16 protein-coding genes are annotated in these 20,927 nt (G+C 67.2%); 6 read left to right on the forward strand and 10 right to left on the reverse strand.

From position 1 onward, the window contains the following. The 3 genes from AC36XV_RS10790 to AC36XV_RS10800 all read left to right on the forward strand — a co-directional run. Nucleotides 1–784: glycosyltransferase family 9 protein (locus AC36XV_RS10790; protein WP_492203689.1), on the forward strand; the 784-nt coding region annotated here is incomplete at its 5' end. A gap of 4 nt (nt 785–788) precedes the next feature. Beyond that, nucleotides 789–2,240: a M28 family peptidase gene (locus AC36XV_RS10795; protein ID WP_492203690.1), complete on the forward strand. Its 1,452-nt coding sequence runs from the start codon at nt 789–791 to the stop codon at nt 2,238–2,240. Nucleotides 2,241–2,328: 88 nt separating this feature from the next. Next, a complete protein-coding gene (locus AC36XV_RS10800) occupies nt 2,329–3,510 on the forward strand; it encodes a GGDEF domain-containing protein (protein ID WP_492203691.1) in 1,182 nt (393 codons plus the stop codon). Here the strand turns inward: AC36XV_RS10800 and AC36XV_RS10805 are convergent. Continuing rightward, nucleotides 3,497–4,195 carry a M50 family metallopeptidase gene (locus AC36XV_RS10805; protein WP_492203692.1) on the reverse strand — a complete coding sequence of 233 codons (699 nt, stop codon included), beginning with the start codon at nt 4,193–4,195 and terminating at the stop codon, nt 3,497–3,499. The genes AC36XV_RS10800 and AC36XV_RS10805 overlap by 14 nt on opposite strands. 126 nt (nt 4,196–4,321) lie before the next feature. Here AC36XV_RS10805 and glgA point away from each other — a divergent pair, with 126 nt between their 5' ends. Together glgA and AC36XV_RS10815 are read left to right on the forward strand one after the other, a co-directional pair. Continuing rightward, nucleotides 4,322–5,773, forward strand: a complete 1,452-nt coding sequence (glgA, locus tag AC36XV_RS10810; protein ID WP_492203693.1) for a glycogen synthase GlgA — start codon at nt 4,322–4,324, stop codon at nt 5,771–5,773. Next, nucleotides 5,770–6,993, forward strand: coding sequence for a glucose-1-phosphate adenylyltransferase (locus AC36XV_RS10815; RefSeq protein WP_492203694.1), 1,224 nt, complete (start codon nt 5,770–5,772; stop codon nt 6,991–6,993). Before glgA ends, AC36XV_RS10815 begins: the two co-directional genes overlap by 4 nt. 33 nt (nt 6,994–7,026) lie before the next feature. On the opposite strand, the gene AC36XV_RS10820 is transcribed toward AC36XV_RS10815, so the two are convergent. From AC36XV_RS10820 to AC36XV_RS10860, 9 genes are all read right to left on the reverse strand, one after another. Further along, complete coding sequence (locus AC36XV_RS10820; protein ID WP_492203695.1) at nt 7,027–8,052, reverse strand: ribonuclease FAU-1 family protein; 1,026 nt, start codon at nt 8,050–8,052, stop codon at nt 7,027–7,029. Nucleotides 8,053–8,086: 34 nt separating this feature from the next. Beyond that, the gene (locus AC36XV_RS10825; protein ID WP_492203696.1) at nt 8,087–10,264 is read right to left on the reverse strand and encodes a 3-hydroxyacyl-CoA dehydrogenase NAD-binding domain-containing protein; all 2,178 of its coding nucleotides are present in this window, start codon (nt 10,262–10,264) and stop codon (nt 8,087–8,089) included. A 129-nt stretch (nt 10,265–10,393) separates the two neighbouring features. After that, complete coding sequence (locus tag AC36XV_RS10830; protein ID WP_492203697.1) at nt 10,394–11,158, reverse strand: hypothetical protein; 765 nt, start codon at nt 11,156–11,158, stop codon at nt 10,394–10,396. A gap of 182 nt (nt 11,159–11,340) precedes the next feature. Next, nucleotides 11,341–12,222, reverse strand: coding sequence for a peptidoglycan DD-metalloendopeptidase family protein (locus AC36XV_RS10835; protein ID WP_492203698.1), 882 nt, complete (start codon nt 12,220–12,222; stop codon nt 11,341–11,343). Between the two features lie 354 nt (nt 12,223–12,576). Further along, nucleotides 12,577–14,094: a methionine--tRNA ligase gene (gene metG / locus AC36XV_RS10840; RefSeq protein WP_492203699.1), complete on the reverse strand. Its 1,518-nt coding sequence runs from the start codon at nt 14,092–14,094 to the stop codon at nt 12,577–12,579. A 34-nt stretch (nt 14,095–14,128) separates the two neighbouring features. After that, on the reverse strand, nt 14,129–15,106 hold the full coding sequence (locus tag AC36XV_RS10845; RefSeq protein ID WP_492203700.1) for a PSP1 domain-containing protein: 978 nt from the start codon (nt 15,104–15,106) through the stop codon (nt 14,129–14,131). A gap of 67 nt (nt 15,107–15,173) precedes the next feature. Then, nucleotides 15,174–16,127 carry an acetyl-CoA carboxylase carboxyltransferase subunit alpha gene (locus AC36XV_RS10850; RefSeq protein WP_492203701.1) on the reverse strand — a complete coding sequence of 318 codons (954 nt, stop codon included), beginning with the start codon at nt 16,125–16,127 and terminating at the stop codon, nt 15,174–15,176. A gap of 7 nt (nt 16,128–16,134) precedes the next feature. Further along, the gene (dnaE, locus tag AC36XV_RS10855; RefSeq protein ID WP_492203702.1) at nt 16,135–19,590 is read right to left on the reverse strand and encodes a DNA polymerase III subunit alpha; all 3,456 of its coding nucleotides are present in this window, start codon (nt 19,588–19,590) and stop codon (nt 16,135–16,137) included. Between the two features lie 43 nt (nt 19,591–19,633). Continuing rightward, nucleotides 19,634–20,662, reverse strand: a complete 1,029-nt coding sequence (locus tag AC36XV_RS10860; RefSeq protein WP_492203703.1) for a DUF4837 family protein — start codon at nt 20,660–20,662, stop codon at nt 19,634–19,636. Between the two features lie 196 nt (nt 20,663–20,858). Here AC36XV_RS10860 and AC36XV_RS10865 point away from each other — a divergent pair. Then, nucleotides 20,859–20,927: GTP-binding protein (locus tag AC36XV_RS10865; RefSeq protein ID WP_492203704.1), on the forward strand; the 69-nt coding region annotated here is incomplete at its 3' end.

Raw genomic sequence — 20,927 nt, forward strand, 5'->3', positions numbered from 1 at the left:
CGGCGCGCCGTGCCGAATCGGTCTGGATCGAGCCAAGGTCCGGGAGGGCGTATGGAGGTTCTCGAACCACCGCATCGAGCCGGCTCCGTGGGCCCACACCCAGGACGTGCTTCTCCGTTTTCTCGATTCGCTGGGAATCGGTCGACCGGACCCGCTCGAGTGGCGCATCACGTTCACCCGCCAGGAACGGCACCAACAGGAACAGTTCTTCTCGGCCCTCCCGAGCCGCCCGGTGATCGGACTGGTGGTGGGCTCCGGCGTGGTCCGGAAGGACTGGCCGGCGGAGCGCATGGCCGCGCTTGCCGACCGTCTCGTCGAACGCGGGGGGGGCACCGTTCTTCTCATCGGTGGGCCCGGTGACCGGGAGGGGAGGGCCGCACGGGTCATTCTCGAGCGCACGGAGTGCCGGCCCGTGTCCACCCTGGCGGACGACGTGAGACGGATGATGTGGATGGTCGATGGCTGCGATCTCCTCATCAGTCCGGATACCGGTCCCCTGCACGTCGCTCACGCCCTCGGCGTTCCGGTCGTCGGATTGTACGGTCACTCCAATCCTGCTCGTGTCGGGCCCTACTCCCGATATCGGGATCTCGTGGTGGACGCGTATCACGATCCGGGGGAGAAGCCGGATCCGACGCGGACCACTTCCCGACACGGGCGGATGCAGAGGATCACCGTGCCCCGGGTTCTCGACCGGGTCGAGCTCGCGTTCGACCGGTACGTCGGGACCGCGAACCGGGGCGGTGACCACGCGCAGGGATACACCGAAGTGAACACGGGGTGAGAACATGATTCGGCTGCGCAGCCCATCGACGAGAACCCTGCTGCTTTCCTCGCTGGTCGTGTGTGCCCTGGCGCCGCCGGCCCGGGGTCAGGAGAGTCCTCCCTCACCGCCGTACGCCGGTCCGGCACCGCCCCAGGAGCAACCCATCCTGCGGGAGCTCGGAAACGCCGTCTCGGCGGAACGGATCGAGTCGGACATCCGGACACTCGTGTCCTTCGGCACCCGTCACACGCTGTCCGACACGGTCTCCGCGACGCGCGGGATCGGAGCGGCCCGCCGGTGGATCAAGGACGAGCTCGACCGCATATCGGACGCCTGCGGCGGATGTCTCGAAGTCTTCTACCAGCGGACCCGGGTCGAGGGCGGGGATCGCATTCCGATGCCCGTCGAGATCGTCAACGTGGTGGCGATCCAGAGAGGCGCCGACGATCCCGATCGATACGTCGTCATGACCGGAGACATCGATTCGAGAGCCTCGGATCCGCTCGACGCGGAGTCGGACGCGCCGGGTGCCAACGACAACGCTTCGGGGGTCGCTGGCATGCTCGAGGCGGCTCGCGTGCTGACCGGGCGGAGGCACGCCGGGTCGATCGTGTACGCCGCGCTGTCCGGTGAGGAGCAGGGGCTGTTCGGGGGCCGGCACCTCGCCGAGCTCGCCGCGGCCCGCGGATGGCGGGTGTCCGGGGTGCTGAACAACGACATGATCGGCAACGTCGAAGGCATCACCGGCGTCGTCGACAATGCCTCTGCGCGCGTCTTCTCGGAGGGCACACGGGCCGTGGAGACCGATCGCGACGCCCGGCTACGCCGGTTCACCGGGGGCGAAGTCGATTCGCCGTCGCGGAACCTCGCCCGGTACGTGAAGAGCATCGCGGACCGGTACATGCCGGACCTGGACGTGATGATGATCTACCGTCTGGACCGCTTCGGGCGGGGCGGCCACCACCGGCCGTTCAACGAGGCCGGCTTCGCGGCGGTGCGGATCATGGAAACACACGAGAACTACCGCCGACAGCACCAGGACGTGCGGGAGGAAGACGGAATCCGATACGGAGATGTGATCGAAGGTGTCGATTTCGAGTATGCCGCGCGGCTGACTTCGCTCAACGTGATGACGCTGGCCTCGCTCGCCTTTGCGCCGCCGGCGCCGTCCGGCGTGCGAATTCGCGGCGCGGTATCCCCGAGCACGACACTCTCGTGGGATCCCGTAGATCCCGGCATTGCGCCACATCTTGCGGGATACCGCGTATACTGGCGTCTCACCACGCGGCCCGAATGGGAACACTCGATGTTCGTGGGTGATGTGAGCGAGTACACGCTCCGGAATCTCGTGATCGACAACTGGTTCTTCGGCGTATCGAGCGTGTCCGAGAGCGGATTCGAGAGTCCGGTCGTGTTTCCGGGGCCCACCGGGGCCTTCTTCTCGCCTCCCGACGCGCCTGCACCACGCCCCTGAGCCCACGATCGGCACGTCCCTTGCTCCCTGACAGGGTCGAAATGTACCCGTGACCCTGAGCGGAAGGCATAGAACCGCCGTGAGAGCCGTGGGCGTCTTGCGCCGTCTCTTCGTGGACGCACCCGACGAATCCCTCCTTCAGACGGGGGGCGTGGGGGAGCTGATCATCGCCCGGGCCCGGGCCGGCCTGACGGGCGTTCTGCTCGTGATGGCGGCGCTCTCCTACGTTCAGAACCCGGATCTGCTCCAATCCCGGATTCACCTGGCCGGAGGGCTGATCGCGGTACCGCTCAGCCTGCTGGTCCTGCTCTGGATCCGCCGGGCCCACTACGCATGGTGGATGGGGCTCTCGACTACCCTGCTCGACGTGACGATGGTCAGTGCGGCCCTGGTGGCTTTCCTCGTCGCGGACAATCCCATCGCGGCCGTGAACAGCCAGATGGTCTTTCCGATCTACTTCCTGGCTCTGGCGGCGACCACCATGCGCCTCGACCACCGGGCCTGCGCGCTGGCCGGTGTGGCGGCCGTGGCCCAGTACGCCATCATCGTGTGGACGGCCGTGACCCTGTGGGACGTCACGGATGCCTCCTATGCGGTGGCGGATTACGGAAGAGTCGAGCTCGGTTCTCAGATCGGCCGCATCGTCATCCTGGCAGCGGCGGGGGCGCTGGGTACGGTCGTGAACATCCGCATGCAGACGCCGCACATTCTGTCGGCCGCCGACTGGCTGACCGGTCTGATGAACCGCCGCACGTTCGAGGAGCGATGGCAGGGAGAGGTGGCCCGTGCGAGACGGTACGGCCGCCCGATCTCGATCCTGGCGATCGACATCGACTACTTCAAGCAGTTCAACGACACCTACGGACATTCCGCCGGGGACACCGCTCTCCAGTCCGTCGGGCGGGTCATGCGAAGCCGGATCCGCGCCGGGGACTTCGCGGGCAGACTCGGTGGCGAGGAATTCGTCATCGCGCTTCCCGAGACGAACTCGGTCAACGCCATGACGATGGCCGAGCAGCTGCGAGACGGGATCGCGAAGAACGCGATCCGGATCGGCGGTCAGCGCGGCACAGTGCACGTCACGATCAGCGTCGGGGTGGCGTCCTGGCCGGAGCACGGAGAAGAGATCACCCGCCTGTTCGAGCGAGCGGACAACCGGCTGTACGAGGCCAAGCTGGCCGGCCGCAACCAGGTGAAGGGGCCCGGGCCCGAAATCGGCGGCCACGCCGCTCCTCGCCTTCCCGCCCGGATGAGGGTCAGGCCGACCTGAACACCCGTCGCAGCAACCACCAGCAGACCAGCAAAGCCGTGCCGATCCAGACGACTCCCCAGAAGAGGGTGGGCAGTCCCGTCATGTCCGCCAGCATGCGGGCGTCCGATGGCAGCTCGGGCCGATCCAGGATGTCGGACTTGATGTCCAGCACCGCGTACAGACAGCTCGTCAGTCCCAGCGCCCACAGGATGTTCCGGTTCGCGGCCGGCGACAGGTACCGCGCCGCGGCCACCAGCCCGATGCCGAAGGCGAGCGCGAACGCGATGCCGAACAGGTTCCGCACGTAGAGCAGCGCAACGGCCGCGATGAAGAGGCCGATCGCCCCGGTCAGCCAGTGGGCCCGGCGCCCGGCGCGGGAAGCCAGGAGCACGAGGGCAACGCCCCACACCAGGCTCCCGAGGTATCCGGCGGAGAGCGTCAGGAACGCATCGCCTCCCCCGCAGTAGCAGGTGCCGCCGAGGTCCGCCGTCAGAACGATCCGGTCGATCGCTCCTCCCGTGGCGATCGCCATCAGGCCGTGACTGATCTCGTGCAGGAGGACCACGAAAAGCTTCAGCGGCATGACGACCCACGTTCCCCACAGGAGCCAGAGGACGACGAAGAACAGGCCGAAAGCGGCTGCGTAGCGGAGCCTGGCCCTGCGGACATCTCGACGATTGCGACCGTCCCGTGGCTTGCTCAAGTCTTCCTTCCGTTCGGTAGTCACCGGTTCATCCCGACTTCGACGCGTCGGTGTCCGTCGCGTTGACGGCGGGCGTCCGGTATTATGGCGACGAAGGCCTGCGAGATCGATACGGGGGAGCCCGGCTTGAGGATTCTGCACATCGCCAGCGAGGCCGTTCCGTGGGTGAAGACCGGCGGTCTCGCCGATGTCGTCGGAGCGCTCTGCGCCCAGCTGGCCGGTGACGGCCATGAGGTGGTGCTCGCTCTGCCGCGCTATCGGGGTTCGGAGCGGGACGGCGATCTCGAAGCAGGCCGGGCGGTCACCCTTCCCGAGACCGGAGGGTCCCCTGCCACCCGGGTGGTAGAGCAGCCGACCCCTGCTGGCTTCCGGGTATGGTGGGTCGAGGCCCCCGAACTGTTCGACCGCGACGGCATCTATGGAACGGCGGCCGGCGACTACGCGGACAACGCGCTTCGCTTCGCGACCCTGGTTCGTTCCGCCCTCGCGGCCACCGGGGCGCTCGGGTGGCTTCCCGATCTCGTTCACGCACACGACTGGCAGGGCGCCCTCGCACCGGTCTTCGTGCGCCAGGGAGATGCATTCGCAGCGGAGCCGGCTCCCGCGACGGTGCTCACGATCCACAACCTCGCCTACCAGGGCTGGTTTCCTCTCGAGGCCGCCGTCGAGGCCGGGCTTCCGGATCACGAAGCGCTGGCCCAGGGACACGGTATCGGTCTTCTGAAGGGTGGACTGCTGACGGCGGATCGCGTGACGACGGTCAGTCCCGGGTACGCGGAGGAAATCGCCACTCCCCGGTTCGGCTTCGGCCTCGACCCCTGGATCGCGAGCCTGGATCCACCCGTCGAGGGCATCCTGAACGGGATCGACACCGGCCTGTGGAATCCGGCCGCCGACCCTCTGATCCCCCATCCGTACGACATCGACGATCTCGTGGGGAAGAGCTCGTGCAAGGCGTCGCTGCAGGCCGAGATCGGCCTGGAGGTCGATCCCGCCGTGCCCCTGTTCGGCATGATCTCGAGGCTCGTGGGACAGAAGGGGCTGTCGCTCATCGAGATCCTCGGCGACGAGCTCGTCAGCCGCGAGGCACAGTTCGTGTTTCTGGGGACCGGGGAGCCGCGGTACGAACGATTCGTCGCCCAGCTGGCGGAACGACACGCCAACGTCTCTGCGATCCTCGACTTCTCCGAGGGGCTCGCGCACCGGATCGAGGCCGGCGCCGACTTCTTCCTCATGCCCTCGGAGTTCGAGCCCTGCGGCCTGAACCAGATGATCAGCCAGCGCTACGGGACGCCTCCGATCGTACACCGGGTGGGGGGGCTCGCGGACACGGTCACGCACGCTTCGCCGGAAGCGCTTGCGGCGGGCGAGGCGACGGGCGTGGTGTTCGAGCATTTCGACGCGCCGGCGCTCGCATGGGCCGTAGGCTTCGCCTGTGAGCTGTACGCGCGTCCGGAGGACCTGGCCGCGGTTCGGCGGGCCGGGATGGAGCGTGACTTCTCGTGGCGACGAAGCGGGGCGGCGTACGAGCGCCTGTACGAGAGTACGATCGAGCGAGCGACGGGGGGCGGAGGATGAGAAGCGATCTGAGGGTGCTCGGGCTCGTGATGGCGGGCGGCGAGGGGACGCGGCTCCTTCCTCTCACGGAGGAGCGCAGCAAGCCGGCGGTCCCCTTCGGAGGCAGCTACCGGATCGTCGACTTCGTGCTGTCGAACCTGCTCAACTCCGGCATCTACTCGAACTTCGTGCTCGTCCAGTACCGCTCCCAGTCCCTGATTCACCACCTCCGGGAAGGATGGCGGCTGAGTACGCCGCACCCGGACGACTTCCTCACCGTGGTGCCTCCCCAGATGCGGGTCGGGAAGATGTGGTACCGCGGGACCGCGGACGCGGTGTACCAGAACTTCAACCTCATCTACGATTATCGTCCCGATCTGATCGCCGTCTTCGGCGCCGACCACGTCTACCGGATGCACGTGGGCCACATGATCCGGTTTCACCGGAAGAAGAAGGCCGACCTTACGGTCGCAATGCTGCCCGTGCCCGTGTCGGAAGCCTCGGGATTCGGGATCGCGGAGGTTGCGGCGGACGACACCGTCATCCAGTGGAAGGAGAAGCCGGCGCAGCCGCCCGAGATGCCGGAACGACCTGGCTGGTCGTACTCGTCGATGGGGAACTACATCTTCGAGCCCGGGGCGCTCGTCAACGTCCTCCGCCGGGTGGCCGACGAGGGTCTCGAGCCCGACTTCGGAAAGACCATTCTTCCCCTGATGGTCGAAGACCCGGAGTATCGTGTGGCGGCCTACGACTTTCACCGCAACGAGGTGCCGGGTCTCAAGGCGTACGAGGAGAAGGCCTACTGGCGGGACGTCGGGACGCTGCAGACCTACTGGTCGGCCCACATGGACCTTCTGGGACCACGGCCTCGTTTCGACCTGAACAACCGGCTGTGGCCGATCCACTCCCAGGCGTATCACCGGGCAAGCCCGCGCGTGCTCTCGGGCACCCTCGAGGACAGCTCGCTGGGTGTGGGGAGCCTCGTATCGGGCGGCCGGATCGTGCGGTCGGTGATCGGTCGGGACACCCGGATCGAGGAGGGGGCGGAGATCGTGGACTCGATCGTGATGGACCACTGCCGCGTCGGGGCCGGCGCCCGGATCCACCGAGGCATCGTGGACCGCTACAACTTCATCGAGCCGGGGGAGACCGTGGCCGCCGGAGCCGAGTCGACGCGGCCGGGGTCCCGGGTCGAGGGGGATCTCATCGCCGTCCCCCGGGGGCGCACGCGGCCGATCTAGCTTCCGGCCGGACGTTCACCCCGGTTCGGATGGCTACAGGAGCAGCACGAGAAGGGCCACGATGCACACGCCGATCCCGGTCACCGCGAGCAAGGGAAACCGGCGATCGAAGACGGCCCGGCACACCCCGAAGATGGCCAGGAACACGCCGAGCGTCGTGTACAGTCCGGCGAGCGCCGCGCGCCACAATTGTCCGTCCGGATAGAGCATCACGGCCGCGCCCGCCACCAGCGTTCCAAAGAAGAGCAGTCGCTCGCTCAGCGCCTCCTCCGGCCGCGTCCGCCTCGTGGCGGGTAACTTTCCCGCCAGCGCGAGACCGAGCAGCGCCAGAGTCTCGACCGCTACCGTAACCCACCAGATCACCCGGGACGGGGTGAGGCCGGTTCCCGGCTGGAGGGCATCGGTGAAAGCGGCGAAGGCCACCGCCGTGACGGAGATCGCCCCGAGCGTGTAGATGCCGAATGCGATGAGGCGGCCGACGATGAGGTTCGCGAAGAAGGTCCCCGGCTCGTCGCGGCGGAACCGCAGAGAGGGGACGGCTTCCAGCGGGTTCCTGAGTACCACCCCGGGTGGCCAGTGGTCCACCCGGGCGGCCCAGAGCACGGCGGCCGCCTCCGCCCGCGTGCGCGCCACGTCTTCGGACCGGATCCACCCACGCTCGGCGGCTTCCGTGAGCTCCTCTTCGTCCAGCAGGCGCGGGGGACCCTCCGCCGGCTGCCACACGTCCAGAAAATGATCCGTCAGGTGCCAGACGGCCGTCTCGGGCGCCGGCGGCTCGACGAAATTCGTGTAGTAGCCGAGGAGCGTGGCGTTCGCGTCGTACACGGCGCCGACCTCGTAGGACCGACCTGGAAACAGGAACCACAGGATCGCGCCGCCGGGCGGAACCGCCGTTTCGCCTACCGGGAGCGGATCGTCACCCGGCTCCAGCACCAGGAGCGTGATCTTGCAGCTGACGCCGTCATGCAGCAGCTCCTGCGAGAAATGGCTGACATCGTCGGGAGGGCGCCTGTAGACGATGGCCACGGTGGGCGTGCCGGCATCTCCTCGCTTCGGCACGCCTCGCGTCCGGCTCCTCCGGTCGATCAGTCGTCTAGTGAGGATCGGTAAACGTCCGGTTCTGTTTCACCATGCGCTCCAGCAGCGGCGCCGGGGTGAAGCGGCTCCCGAGCTCGCCGGCATACCCGACGAGCGTCGCGTGAATCGACTCGAGGCCTTCCCGGTCCGCCCAGCGCAGCAGGCCGCCCCTGAACGGGGGGAAGCCCGTGCCCATGACCATGGCCAGGTCCACCGGGTCGGGACCCTCCACGACCCGTTCCTCGAGCGCCCGGGCGGCTTCGTTCACCATCGGGTACAGGACCCGGTGGCGAATCTCATCCGCCGTGAGGGGACGGCCTCGCCCGCCTTCCGCCGCTCCGGACGTTTCGGCCAGAAGCGCCTCGACACCGCGGTCGGGAACCGGTGCCTTGCCCTTCGGATACCGGTAGAAGCCCATGCCGTTCTTCTTCCCCAGCCGGGCGTCCTCGATCATCCGATCCAGGACGCCCGAGGGCCGCACCCGCTCGCCGAAGGCGGCCGCCAGCTCACGGCTCGCGTGTCGGGCCACGTCGAGGCCGATCTCATCCAGGAGCCGCAGCGGGCCCATGGGCATCCCGAAGGCCTCGAGCGCCTCGTCCACCGCCCGGATGGCCTGTCCTTCCTGCACCAGGATCCCCGCTTCGTTCAGGTACGGGGCGAGCAGCCGATTCACCAGGAAGCCCGGTCGATCGGCCACCCGCACCGGCGTCTTGCCGAGCGCAAGGACGAAATCGAAGGCCGTGGCCAGCGCATCGGGGTGGGTGCGGGGGCCGGAGATGACCTCCACCAGCGGCATCTTGTGCACCGGGTTGAAGAAGTGAAGTCCGACGACCGACCCCGGTCGGTCGAGACCGTCGGCCATCGAGTCCACGGACAGAGACGACGTGTTGGTCGCGAGGACCGCCCCGGGGGCCACCGCCTCCACCTCGCGAAACACCTGCTGCTTGACGGCCAGGCGCTCGACCACGGCTTCGATGACGAGAGAGACGTCATCGAGCTCCGAGTACTCGAGGGTGCCGGTGATCAAGGCGAACTTCAGCGAGGCTTCTTCTTCGCTGAACACCCCCGCGCCGGCTGCCTTCCGCAGAAGCTCGGCCGCGTGCTTCAGGCCCGAATCGAGCGCTTCACGATCGATGTCCTTGAGCACCACGGGAACATCCCGGGCGGCCGCCAGCTCGGCGATCGCCGCGCCCATCGCCCCCGCTCCGATCACTCCCAGACGGTGAACCGGACGGCCCTGCTCCGCCGCCTCGGGCGGCAGCGTCCTCCGGGCCGCCTGCGAAAGCTGGAATACCCGAACCAGGTTCCGGGACACCGGAGTGACCGCGAGCGTGCCGAGCGCCTCGGCCTCCCGCCTGTAGGCCTCGTCCGGCTTCAGCTGCCCCTGCTCGGCGAGCACGTCGATCGCCTTGAACGGAGCGGGATAGAACGTTCCTGCCTCGGCCCGGGCTCGCTTGCGAGCCGCTCCGAAGAGGATCCGTCTTCCGAGTCCCGTGCGCTCGAGCAAGCGCTGCGCCAGACCGAGTCGGGGCTCCGCCCTCTCCACACGATCTTCCAGGACCTCGCGCACGAATTCGCCGACCGCCGCCTCGAACCGGGCGGTCGGGACGACGCGGTCGACGAGGCCGATGCGCCGTGCGCGGGCCGACCTCGCGGGCTTGCCGGAGAGGATGAGATGGAGTGCGTTCTGCAGGCCCACCGTGTCCGGCAGCTTGACGGTTCCGCCGAACCCCGGGAGGATCCCGAGGCGCACCTCGGGAAGTCCGATCGCAGTCGTTCCACGGTCGGACGCGACCCGGTAGTCGCAGTGCAGGACGAGCTCGGTGCCGCCCCCCATGCAGGCCCCGTCGATCGCGGCGATGGTCGGAACGCGCAGGCGTTCGATGCGTCGAAAGATCCTCTGACCTTCGGCGCTGGCCGCCCGGGCCTCCTCCGAGCTGCCGAGGGCGGCGATCGCCGCGACGTCCGCGCCGGCGATGAACGAGCCTTCCTTACCGCTACGCAGCACCACGGCCAGAATCTGCCCGTTGGCGATGCGGGACTCGAGCTGGGACAGGAGGGAGTCGAGATGCTGCATGAGCTCGGGCGTGAGCACGTTGACCGCCGAATCGGGACGATCGAAGGTGATCCAGCCCACGTGGTCCCGGTCGACTTCGAAGGAGAGGCCGGTCTCGGGGTCAGTCGAGGTGTTCATGGGGCCCTTCATGCGCCGGGTGTGGAAGAGAGTCTCCGACCGGGCCGGGCCCGACGCACGCCGGCCGATCCGCCGGCGCGCGGACGGCGGGTTTGACCCCGTGCGTCCGCGGCCGACGACCGGGCGAGATCAGAGCCGGACGCGTTCCTCGCCGTTCGACGTGTCGAGGTAAAGCGTATCCACCTGTGACGGGTCGATCTTGAGGTTCCACACGTACTCGCCGATCGGCACCCGAATCCGGGTGTTGACCCACCAGTCACCCGAAGGGAGCGACTGCGTGACGTAGCCGTCCGCGTTGGTGGTGTCGGCAAACACCTGCTTTCCGAGCTCCGCCAGGATCGACTCCTCGAGATCGAAGTACTCGGTGTAGGTCTCGTCCTCCCACGTGTCGCGCACGGCTTTGAAGGAGTCCACACGAGCGGTGACCGAGTCCTGCAAGGCCGTGAACTCGTCGAACAGGGCCTGCTTCTCACGGTCCAGGCGCTGCTCGACTCCTTCGAGCTCTTCGAACTCCTCGTACCGCGCCATGTACTCGCGGGTGCCCCGGGCACGCGCGGGCATCGCCTGCATCTCTTCGGACAGCGTCTGCATCCGGTCGCGGGCCTCCGACCACTCGGCCTCCTTGTCGCGCCACTCTTCCTGGAGCGCGCCGATCTCGGCGAATGTGGCCAGCATGTCCTCCGAAACCTCAGGCTTCGGCGTCTCGGCCATCGCGTCGAGTGCGTCGAAGAGCGAGTCCCGGTCGAACGGATAGAAGAAGACTTCGAGATTTGCCTGCGGCATCGGCCCGTCCGCCCCCTCGGCGAGGACCTGGACGGTCACATCCGACCCCCCGCACGCGCTCAACAGCAGAGCGGCGCCGACGACCAGAGAGAAAGATCGATTGCCTCGCATCCGTAGACTCCACGTTGGATGAGCGGTGAATCTGGCTACGCGAGCGGCAAATCTACCGGGCGCCCCCGCGATTTTCAAACCTCCGAGCCGGGAAACATGCACCGGGAACGACGAAGGGGGCCTTCTGTCGAAGACCCCCTGTCGGTGCCGGGCCAAACCTCGCGGTGACCGCGGGAAGCGGTTCACTCGTAGACGATGTCGTCCAGCAGATACTGTCTCGGGTTGACCTGTCGACCCTCGATCAGCACCTCGTAATGCAGATGGGGTGCGGTGGCGAGGCCCGTCTTACCCACTTCGCCGAGCATGTCGCCCCGCTTCACGCGCTGGCCGCGCCTGACCTGGATGCTACCGGCGTGCGCGTACCGCGTCTTGTACCCGAAGCCATGATCGATCTCGACCGTCTTGCCGTAGCCGGCTCGCGTTCCGGCGTAGGTGACCGTTCCCGACGCGGTGGCCAGGATCGGCGTGCCGGCCAGGGCCGAGATGTCGATCCCCGGGTGCGGGCGATTGTACTGGAGCACCGGGTGCATGCGGCTGCGGCTGAAGCTCGAGCTGATCCACGACTCCTCCGCCTGGACCGGACGAATCGACGGGCGCGCGAGGAAGATCTCGCGGTGCAGCTCGACGGAGTCCATGGCTTCCTCGATCGAGCTGCCGAGAAGATCCAGCCTGCGCAGGAGCTGCTCGGCGTCGTACGCCGTGGCGTAGGTCCGTTCGGCCACTTCGGGAGAGGTCTCGAAGAACTCCTCCCTCTCCGACGCCTTCGGCAGAGGACCGCCGACGCCGACTGCCCGTACCTCCGCATCGAGTGCGGGGAGGCCGGCCAGCAGCCGGAATTTCTGCTCCTGCTCCGAGAGCTGGTCCACGGTGCTGGCGAGCGAGCCCACCTGTTCTTCGACCCTGTCCAGGTTGGCTGCCAGGTGCCGGTTCTCGATCTTCAGACGCACCAGCTCGGCTTCCCGCGCCGCGTCCAACCCGAGACTGACCAGGAAGCTGACGATCACCAGCCCGAACGTGATGACGGTCGCCGTGGCCAGGCGCATGACCCGACGGGAGATTCGCAACGTACGTATGCGACCTCCCCCGTCCGGCATGACCTGGACCGTCCAGTGGGAAGGACGCTCCTGTCCCCCGCCGGCTGACCCGTGTGACGACATATTTTTCCGTATCCTGCTATCTGTTTCCGATCGACCGGCCGCACCGGTCCATCCCGCCCGTAATCCCCGCCGCCGCGCCCTGATGAGCAAGACGCGCGCCTCGATGCACGAAAGCGCACCCGCACGTCGAATCGACCGCACGGCGTACGTTATGATGGTTTGGCGTCGGTTCCGACGAACAGGCGGACCCGAGCGGGACACGGAGAGACTACGCGGGCCCGGGAAGGGGTGTCAAGCGCGGGTGGCCCCCCGCGTCGTGTCTTACCGGTCCGTTCGCGGGAACAGAACGGAGTCGACGGGGGCGGGAAGAACGGCCGGAACCCGGTCCGCGAGGCCTTCGAGAGACGGAATGTCTTCGCCCCCGAGGCGATGCCAGATCTCCGCGGCCTTGACCGGAATGAACGGTTCGAGAGCGACGGCGATCGTGGCAAGGGCCCGGAGGAGCGCTCCGAGCACTTCATCGAGGTGATCCGCCCGGTCCGGCTCCCGCGCGAGCTTCCAGGGCTGCTCTGCGTCGATGAAACCGTTCGCGGCGCGCACGATCGACATGGCCGCGTCGAGACCTTCGTGGAGCCGGTGCGCGCGCATCGCAGACTCGTATTCCGCCACGGCCTCGTCGATCGCCCGATCCAGGCCGGTGGCCGACCCGGTCCTGTGAACAGCGCCGTCCCTGTATTTCCGGGCCATCGTGGTGGTCCGGTTCAGCAGGTTGCCGAGGTCGTTGGCCAGGTCGGAGTTGTAGCGTTCATCGAAGCCCTGAAGAAACGCCTCCACCGAGGGGAAGTCCCGGTCCCGGTCCCAGGGAATCTCGCGCATCAGGAAGTAACGGAACGCATCCGGTCCATGCCGGTCGATCAGCTGCCCGAGGTCGAGGAGCGCCGCCTCGGACTTCGACAGCTTGCCTCCTCCGATCTTCACGAACCCGTGTCCCCACACGGTCCCGGGAAGCTCGATGCCGGCTGACATCAGCATGGCGGGCCAGATTACGCAGTGGAATCTCGTGATGTCCTTGCCAATGACGTGCAGATCGGCGGGCCACCAGCGGTCGAACGAATCGTCCGGGTATCCAACGGCCGAGATGTAGTTCGGAAGCGCGTCGAACCAGACGTAGACCGTGTGGCCTTCCTCGTCATCGGGGAAGGGGACGCCCCAGGGCACACGCGACCGCGAGGCCGAGATGTCCTCCAGGCCTCCCTCGAGGAGGCGGAGGATTTCGTTCCGGCGGCTTTCCGGCTGAATGAACTCGGGGTGGGCCTCGATGTGATCGATCAGCCGATCGCGGTACTCCGAGAGACGGAAGAACCAGTTCTCCTCATCCGTCCAGGCGATCTCCCGTGACGGGTGGATCGGACAGCGCCCGTCCTCCAGTTCCGCTTCCCGCTTGAACGCCTCGCACCCGGTGCAGTAATACCCTTCGTACCGGTCGCGATACAGGTCGCCTGCCTCGCGAATCCGGCGGACGAGAGCCTGTACCGCATGCTCGTGACGCGGCTCCGTAGTCCGGATGAAGTCGTCGTGCGAAACGTGCAGGCGCTTCCACGCCTCTTCGAAGCGGGCCGCGAGCTCGTCCACGAGCTCCTGCGGCGAACGTCCGACGGCCGATGCTTCCTGCGCGACCTTCTGGCCGTGCTCGTCCATCCCGATGACGAAATGGACATCGTCGCCGATCCGCCTTCGGAAGCGCGCGATCACATCGGCTCCCACCTTTTCGTAGGCGTGGCCGATGTGCGGGTCGCCGTTGGAATAGTCGATCGCCGTCGTCAGATAATAGCGCGACACGAAGGAGAGCCTCGCTGGTTGGATTGGGTTGTGATCAGCCAGACGCGTCGGAGGCTGAGCGTCCGCGTCCGCGACCCCGTCGCGCCCGGCCGGTCTCCGCCTTCAACTCCTGGAGTGCCACGGTGCGGACCTCGCCGTCGCCACCCCGCAGGGTGATGGTCTCGCGGAACAGGTCCCAACCGGTGACTTCCTCCTTGCCCCGACTCGTCTCGAGCCTCTTGCCCACCTTCGGGAAGCGCTTCCGGGCCTGCACGTACAGGTCGTGCTCGTACCTCAGGCAGCTCATGAGCCGGCCGCATGCGCCCGAGATCTGGGCGGGATTGAGCGACAGGCCCTGGTCCTTGGCCAGCTGAAGGGTGACGGGCTCGATCTCGGGGAGCCACAGCCGGCAGCAAAGCTCGCGGCCGCACCGACCGATCCCCCCGAGACGCTTCGCTTCGTCCCGGACGCCGATCTGCCGAAGCTCGATGCGGGTCTTGAAGGTACGGGCCATCTCCTTGACGAGGGCCCGGAAATCGACCCGCTTGTCGGCGGTGAAATAGACGGTCAGCTTGTTTCGGTCCCACTGCCACTCGGCCTCGCTCACCTTCATCTTCAAGCCGTGGCGCTGCACCATCGCCCGCGTTCGGGACCGTACCTCCGGCTCGCTCTCATCCAGCCTGAGTCTCCGCTCGACATCGGCCGGGGACGCTCGCCGCAGCACCTTGCGGGAGGGAGGGATCACGGGGCCGTGGTGCGCGTGATCGCAGCCGCCCTCGCAGCTGTGCGTCTCGCCATCCACCGACCTGCGAACCCAGCCCAGATCCTGGCCCCGGTCGGCCTCCACGATGACGAACTCGTCTTCCTCGAGGGGCACGTCGCCGCGATAGCTGTAGAAGTCGGATCGAACGCCCCGGAACATCACCTGCACGATCTGGAAGACGCGGCCACCGGCCGCGGTCGTCCCGGCCGAGATCGGCTGCGGAGCGCGTGCCGAGCGTTTCGGGCGGCCTGGCTCCTTACGGTTTCCCACGGGTCGCGGAGCGCCCCGGCGCCGATCGCCGCCGCGTCGGCCGCGGTCGGATCGGCTTCGCTCGCGCTCATCCGCCATCCGGGGTCGACTCCTCCCAGGCGCCCATGGCGTAGTACTTCTCCCGGCGGTGCCGGACCAGATCCTCCGGGCCCAGGCCCTCCAGGTCGGAGAGCTGCCTCAGGATGGCCGCGCGCAGGTTGGCGGCTGCCCTCTCGGGATCCAGGTGGGCACCGCCGCCAGGCTCTTCGACGAGGTCGTCCACGATGCCCGAGTCGGCCAGATCGGAGGCCGTGAGCTTCAGGGCTTCGGCCGCGTCCTCGGCCTTCTCCCGGCTTCGCCACAGGATGGCGGCACAGCCCTCGGGGGAGATCACGGAATAGATCGCGTTCTCCATCATGAGAACCCGGTCCGCCACCGCGATGCCGAGCGCGCCTCCACTCCCGCCCTCACCGATGATGCACGCCACGATCGGCACTTCGAGCCCCGCCATCACGTACAGGTTTCGAGCGATGGCTTCCGCCTGGCCCCTCTCCTCGGCGCCGATACCCGGGTAGGCGCCCTGCGTGTCCACGAAGGTGATCACCGGCCGGCCGAACTTCTCGGCCATCTTCATCAGCCGTTCGGCCTTGCGATAACCCTCCGGGTGCGGAGAGCCGAAGTTGCGGTGCAGGTTCTCCTTCATGTCACGGCCCTTCTGATGGCCGATGACCATGACGGAGCGTCCGTCGAGCGTGGCCCACCCGCCGACGATGGCGGGGTCATCGCGGAAGCGTCGGTCTCCGTGAAGCTCCACGAAGTCGTCGCACATCATCTCGATGTAGTCGAGCGTGAATGGCCGTTCCTGGTGGCGGGCCAGCTGCACCCGATCGTACCGCGTCGGCTCGACCGGCTCGGCCTCGATCCTCTTCTGCAGCTCACGCATCTCGCCGGAGACGTCGATGCCTCGCTCGGCAGCGAGGTCTCGAAGCTCGTCGAGGTGCCGCTTCATGTCCGAGAGACTCTCGTTCTCTTCGTTGGTCATCGCACAGCTATCCGCGGATCAGGTGAACCCGTTCTTCGCCCAGCAACGCCCTGAGGTCTGCCAGCAGTGCCGCCGACGGCGTCACCCGGAGCGAGCGCGACGCCAGGACCGGCGGCTCGACGCCGTTGCCTTCAGGGCGCCACTTCAGGTAGAGCGGCCCCTCTCCGGGAGAGGTAGACAGCACCTTTCGGACGTTCTCGAACTCGCCCGGGTGCGCCTCGTCTCCCTCACGGAGCTCGATGCACACGCCGACCGCACCCGAGGCGTCCAGGCCTTTGAGCCGCCGCACCGAATCCACAAAGATGGGGGGATTGTCTTCGTCCCGCGAGTTTGCGGATACCTGGCCTTCGATCAGAACGGGCGTGTCCTCCGCGAACACCTCTCTCGTTTCCTGCCAGACGTCCCCGAACACCATCGCCATCGCCGTGCCATGGAAGTCCTCGACGGTGAGGCGACAGTACTCCTTCCCACTGTTCCGACTCACATTCACGTTCATCGAAGTGACGACACAGGCGAGCTCCACCCGGCGGTCCCTCAGGTTCGGGATCATCGACGTGTTCGCTTCGAGGGCGAACATTTCGACCAGGTCGCGGAATCTCTCCAGCGGGTGGCCCGAGATGTAGAAGCCGAGGACCGCCTTCTCATCTTTCAGCCGCTCCGCCTCGGTGAGCGGAGCGACGGCGGGGAGCCGGGGCTCCGGTCGCTCAACCGAGTCGGAGGAGCCGAACAGGGACTCCTGCCCCGTGTCCTGTTCCCGTTGCCGCAGCTGCGCCTCGGAGAGGACCGTCTCCAGCCCCGCCTTCATCGCCCCACGCTCGCCGAACTCGTCGAGCGCTCCCGAAGCGATCAGGCATTCGAGCACCCGCTTGTTGTTGAGCCTCAGGTCGATCCGCTGGCAGAAGTCGAACAGGGACTCGAACGGGCTGTCTTCACGCGCCTCGATGATGGAGCGGATCGCGGACTCGCCCACCCCCTTGATCGCCCCGAGTCCGAAGCGGATGCGCCGGTCGTCGACCACCGTGAACTTGTAACGGGACTCGGTGACGCTGGGCGGCAGGACCTCGAGCCCCATCGACCGGGCGGTCGTGATGTACTGCACGACCTTGTCGGTGTTGTCGATGATCGAGCTGAGGAGCGCGGCCATGAACTCGGCCGGGTAGTGCCTGCGGAGCCAGGCCGTCCGGTACGAGATGAGCGCGTACGCGACCGAGTGGGCCTTGTTGAAGCCGTAGCGGCCGAAGGTTCGAATCAGGTCGGCGATCTCTTCCGCCTTCCTCGCCGGAGTGCCGCGCTCGGCCGCCCGGCGCTGGAAGTCGGCCAGCACCTTCTCGGTGAGCTCCGCGTCCTTCTTGCCCACGGCCTTCCGAAGCACGTCCGCCTCGGCGAGGGAGAAGCCGGCCAGCACGTTCGCCACCCGCATCACCTGCTCCTGATAGGTGATGACGCCGTACGTCGTGTCCAGCACCTCGGCGAGCTCGGGAACCGGATACTCGACCGGCTCGAAGCCCCGCTTCCGCTTGATGAACACGTCGGTCATCCCGGTGTCGAGCGGCCCCGGGCGGATCAGCGCGTTCACCGCGATGAGGTCGTCGAACCGGTCGCACCGCATCGCGCGCAACTTCTCGGTGGCGAGCGACGATTCGAACTGGAACACCCCCTGGGTGCCTCCCGAGGCGAGCATCTGGTAGACCTCGGGGTCGGCGAGACCGATCTCGTCCCAGTCGATCTCCACGCCGTGCCGACGCCGGATGGCCCCGAGAGCGTCGTGAATCACCGTGAGCGTCCGGAGGCCGAGGAAGTCCATCTTCAGCATGCCGGCCTTCTCGAGCGCCACCATGTCGAACTGCGTGATGACCTGGTCGCCGTTCTTAGTGTCCCGGCAGACCGGCACGTACTCGTCGAGCGGACCGGGCGCGATCACCACGCCCGCGGCGTGAACGGAGGCGTGTCGGGAGAGCCCCTCGATGGCCATCCCGTAGTCGAGAAGCTGGTGGGCGCGCGGATCGCCCTGGTAGGCGTCCTTCAGCTCCTTGACCTTCTCCACGGCCTCGCCGATCGAGAGCGAGAACCCGGGGGTGTTCGGAATCAGCTTCGCCAGCTTGTCCGTCTCGGCCGGCGTGAACTCGAGAACCCGCCCCACATCCCGAACCGCTGCCCGCGCCTGCATCGTTCCGAAGGTGATGATCTGACCCACGGAGTCGGACCCGTACTTATCCCGGACGTAATCGATGATCCGGCTGCGGCGCTCGTAACAGAAATCGATGTCGATGTCGGGCATCGACACCCGTTCCGGGTTCAAGAAACGCTCGAACAGGAGGTCGAACTCGAGAGGATCGACGTCGGTGATTCTGAGTGCGTAGGCGACGATCGATCCCGCCGCCGACCCGCGTCCCGGCCCCACCGGGATGTCGAGCTCCCTCGCCGCCCGGCAGAAGTCCCACGTGATGAGGAAGTAGCCCGAATACCCGGTCTTCGCGATCACGTCGAGCTCGTAGTGCAGTCGCTCCCGGACTTCCTCCGGAAGCGGGTCTCCGTATCGCTCGCGGGCCCCCTCTTCCGCCAGGTGGCGGAGGTGCGCCATGTCGTCCTCGAACCCGGCCGGGACCGGGAATCCCGGAAGGTGGTGCTTCTTCTCGAACCGTATGCCGCAGCCCTCGGCGATCTCCAGCGTGTTCGAGAGCAGCTCCGGCCGGTCCGGGAACAGCTCCGCCATCTCCTCGGCCGACTTGAAGTACGCCTCCTCCCCCTCGAACGTCAGCCGGTCGGTGTCGCTCTTCAGGACGCCCGTGCCGATGCAGAGGAGCGTGTCGTGCACGTCGGCGTCCTCGCGGCGCAGGTAATGGGCGTCGTTCGTGACCACCACCGGGAGCCCGAGCTCGTCGGCGAGCTGGAACACCCCCGAGGCGACCTTGGCTTCGTCGTCGATGCCGTGGTTCTGGACCTCGAGGTAGTATCGATCGGGGAAGGTGCGGGCATAGAACTCCGCCGCCTCGCGGGCCCTGTCGTACCGGCCGAGCTGCAGGTTCTTCGCCACCTCGCCCGACAGGCAGGCGGAGAGCACGATCACGCCGTCGCTGTGTTCAGCGAGGATCTCGTGGTCGATCCTCGGCTTCCGGTAGAACCCCTCCGTATACCCGCGCGACGTGAGGCGCACGAGGTTTCGGTAGCCGGTGAGGTCACGGGCCAGGAGGACGAGGTGCGCGTACTCGGCCGGCGCGTCCTTCGGGCGTTCCTTCTGACGTCGATCGCCATAGGAGACGTAGGCTTCGAAGCCGATGATCGGCTTCAGTCCCTTCCGGTTGGCCTTCTCCTGGAATTCCCAGGCTCCGTGCAGGTTTCCGTGGTCGGTGACGGCGAGGGCCGGCATTCCGAGGCCGAGGGCCCGGTCGACGAGGTCGTCGATCCGGTTGGCTCCATCCAGGAGCGAGTACTCGCTGTGGCAGTGCAGATGGACGAAAGACATCAGTGAATCGGGGCGCTCTCTTCCGGTGTTCGAGTCGTTGCGGTCAGCGCACGCATTCGAAGGAGTCCAGAATCTCCTCCAGCTGCGTCATGTATTCGTACTTGCTCCGGCGAGGGTTCGGGGAATACAGCCAGGCGTCGAAGAAGATCATTTCGTCGTCGCAGCGGACCGCCCGGCCCAGGAAAGGGCCTGCCGCCGGATACGCCGCCCGGTCCTTCCAGATGCCCCGGGCCTCCACGGCCTCCGATCCGTTCAGGTCGAATCGCCTCGACGTGCCCGGAATCACGTCGAAGTCCTGCGGAACGTTGTACTGCGTGTCATCGATCGAGGCGCGCCACTCGTACACCATGGCCGGGTAGAGCGAATCGACCGCCGCGACCCGCTGAATGAGTATCGAGCGGATCAGCTCGCTCGGGTCCGGGTTGTCGTTGCGGATGAGCACGATGTCGCCCTCTCGCTCCACGCGCTGGTACACGTGCGGGATCTCGAGGGTGAAGCCCATCCTGGATCGCAGGAACTCGGCCGTGGCCGTGTCCACCCCGCTCACGAACATCCGGGTCAGCACGTAGTCCCTGAACTGCCGCTCCAGGAGGTCGGAGAGGGCCGGGAGCGTCGATCTCCACGAATCCGCCTCCCGTCCCGGCTCCAGCACGATCGCCGTCGCGAGCTGCCCGCGCGCCCACACGTTCTGGGCCTGTACGATGTCGCCGGGATCCGCGGTCTCGATCCCCGCGCGATCCAGCACCCGCCGAACCCGTTCATCGTCCGGCCCGCCGAACACGAGCACCTGCCGCCACAGGAGAAGCTCATCGATCTCCGGAGAATCGGGCGAGGTTTGCGTCACGTTGAAGATCTTCTCGTCGCGCGTCGTGTAGACCGTGCGCTCGAGCGCCGCGTACGTCTCCGACTCCACCTCGGCCCACACGGCGTCGTCGGCCACCACGATCAGTGAGTTGGCCTCGCCCATCGCCGATGGGATGCCGCACGCCGCGAGCGCCAGCAGGCCGGCGCACGCCGAGGTGACGGCAATCCCGCGTGACGAGTAGAGCCGGGTCGGCCTGTCGCTGATCATCGTCCATCCATCCGTGGAGGTGGTGCTGCGCGGTCCGGATAGCCAAACTACCCCGGCCCTCGGAGAGACAGCAACGGCCCCCGGGCCTCGTTCGCGAACTTTCCAGAAACCGATGGGTAAGCGGGCGGTCGCGAGGTGCGAGCCGGCTCCCCGCGAGGCGTTTTTCGACCTTCACAATCGACGGGAATCGGACTCTTTGGACTCCATACGGAACATCGCCATCATCGCCCACGTGGACCACGGAAAGACCACCCTGGTGGACCAG

Source organism: Candidatus Benthicola sp. (genome assembly GCF_058719085.1).

Bases quoted from the DNA above. Each gene is read 5' to 3' on its own strand.
- AC36XV_RS10830 (WP_492203697.1), bottom strand. From the start codon at position 11,158: ATGCGAGGCAATCGATCTTTCTCTCTGGTCGTCGGCGCCGCTCTGCTG.
- AC36XV_RS10825 (WP_492203696.1), bottom strand. From the start codon at position 10,264: ATGAACACCTCGACTGACCCCGAGACCGGCCTCTCCTTCGAAGTCGAC.
- AC36XV_RS10850 (WP_492203701.1), bottom strand. From the start codon at position 16,127: ATGACCAACGAAGAGAACGAGAGTCTCTCGGACATGAAGCGGCACCTC.
- AC36XV_RS10795 (WP_492203690.1), top strand. From the start codon at position 789: ATGATTCGGCTGCGCAGCCCATCGACGAGAACCCTGCTGCTTTCCTCG.
- AC36XV_RS10815 (WP_492203694.1), top strand. From the start codon at position 5,770: ATGAGAAGCGATCTGAGGGTGCTCGGGCTCGTGATGGCGGGCGGCGAG.
- dnaE (WP_492203702.1), bottom strand. From the start codon at position 19,590: ATGTCTTTCGTCCATCTGCACTGCCACAGCGAGTACTCGCTCCTGGAT.
- AC36XV_RS10860 (WP_492203703.1), bottom strand. From the start codon at position 20,662: ATGATCAGCGACAGGCCGACCCGGCTCTACTCGTCACGCGGGATTGCC.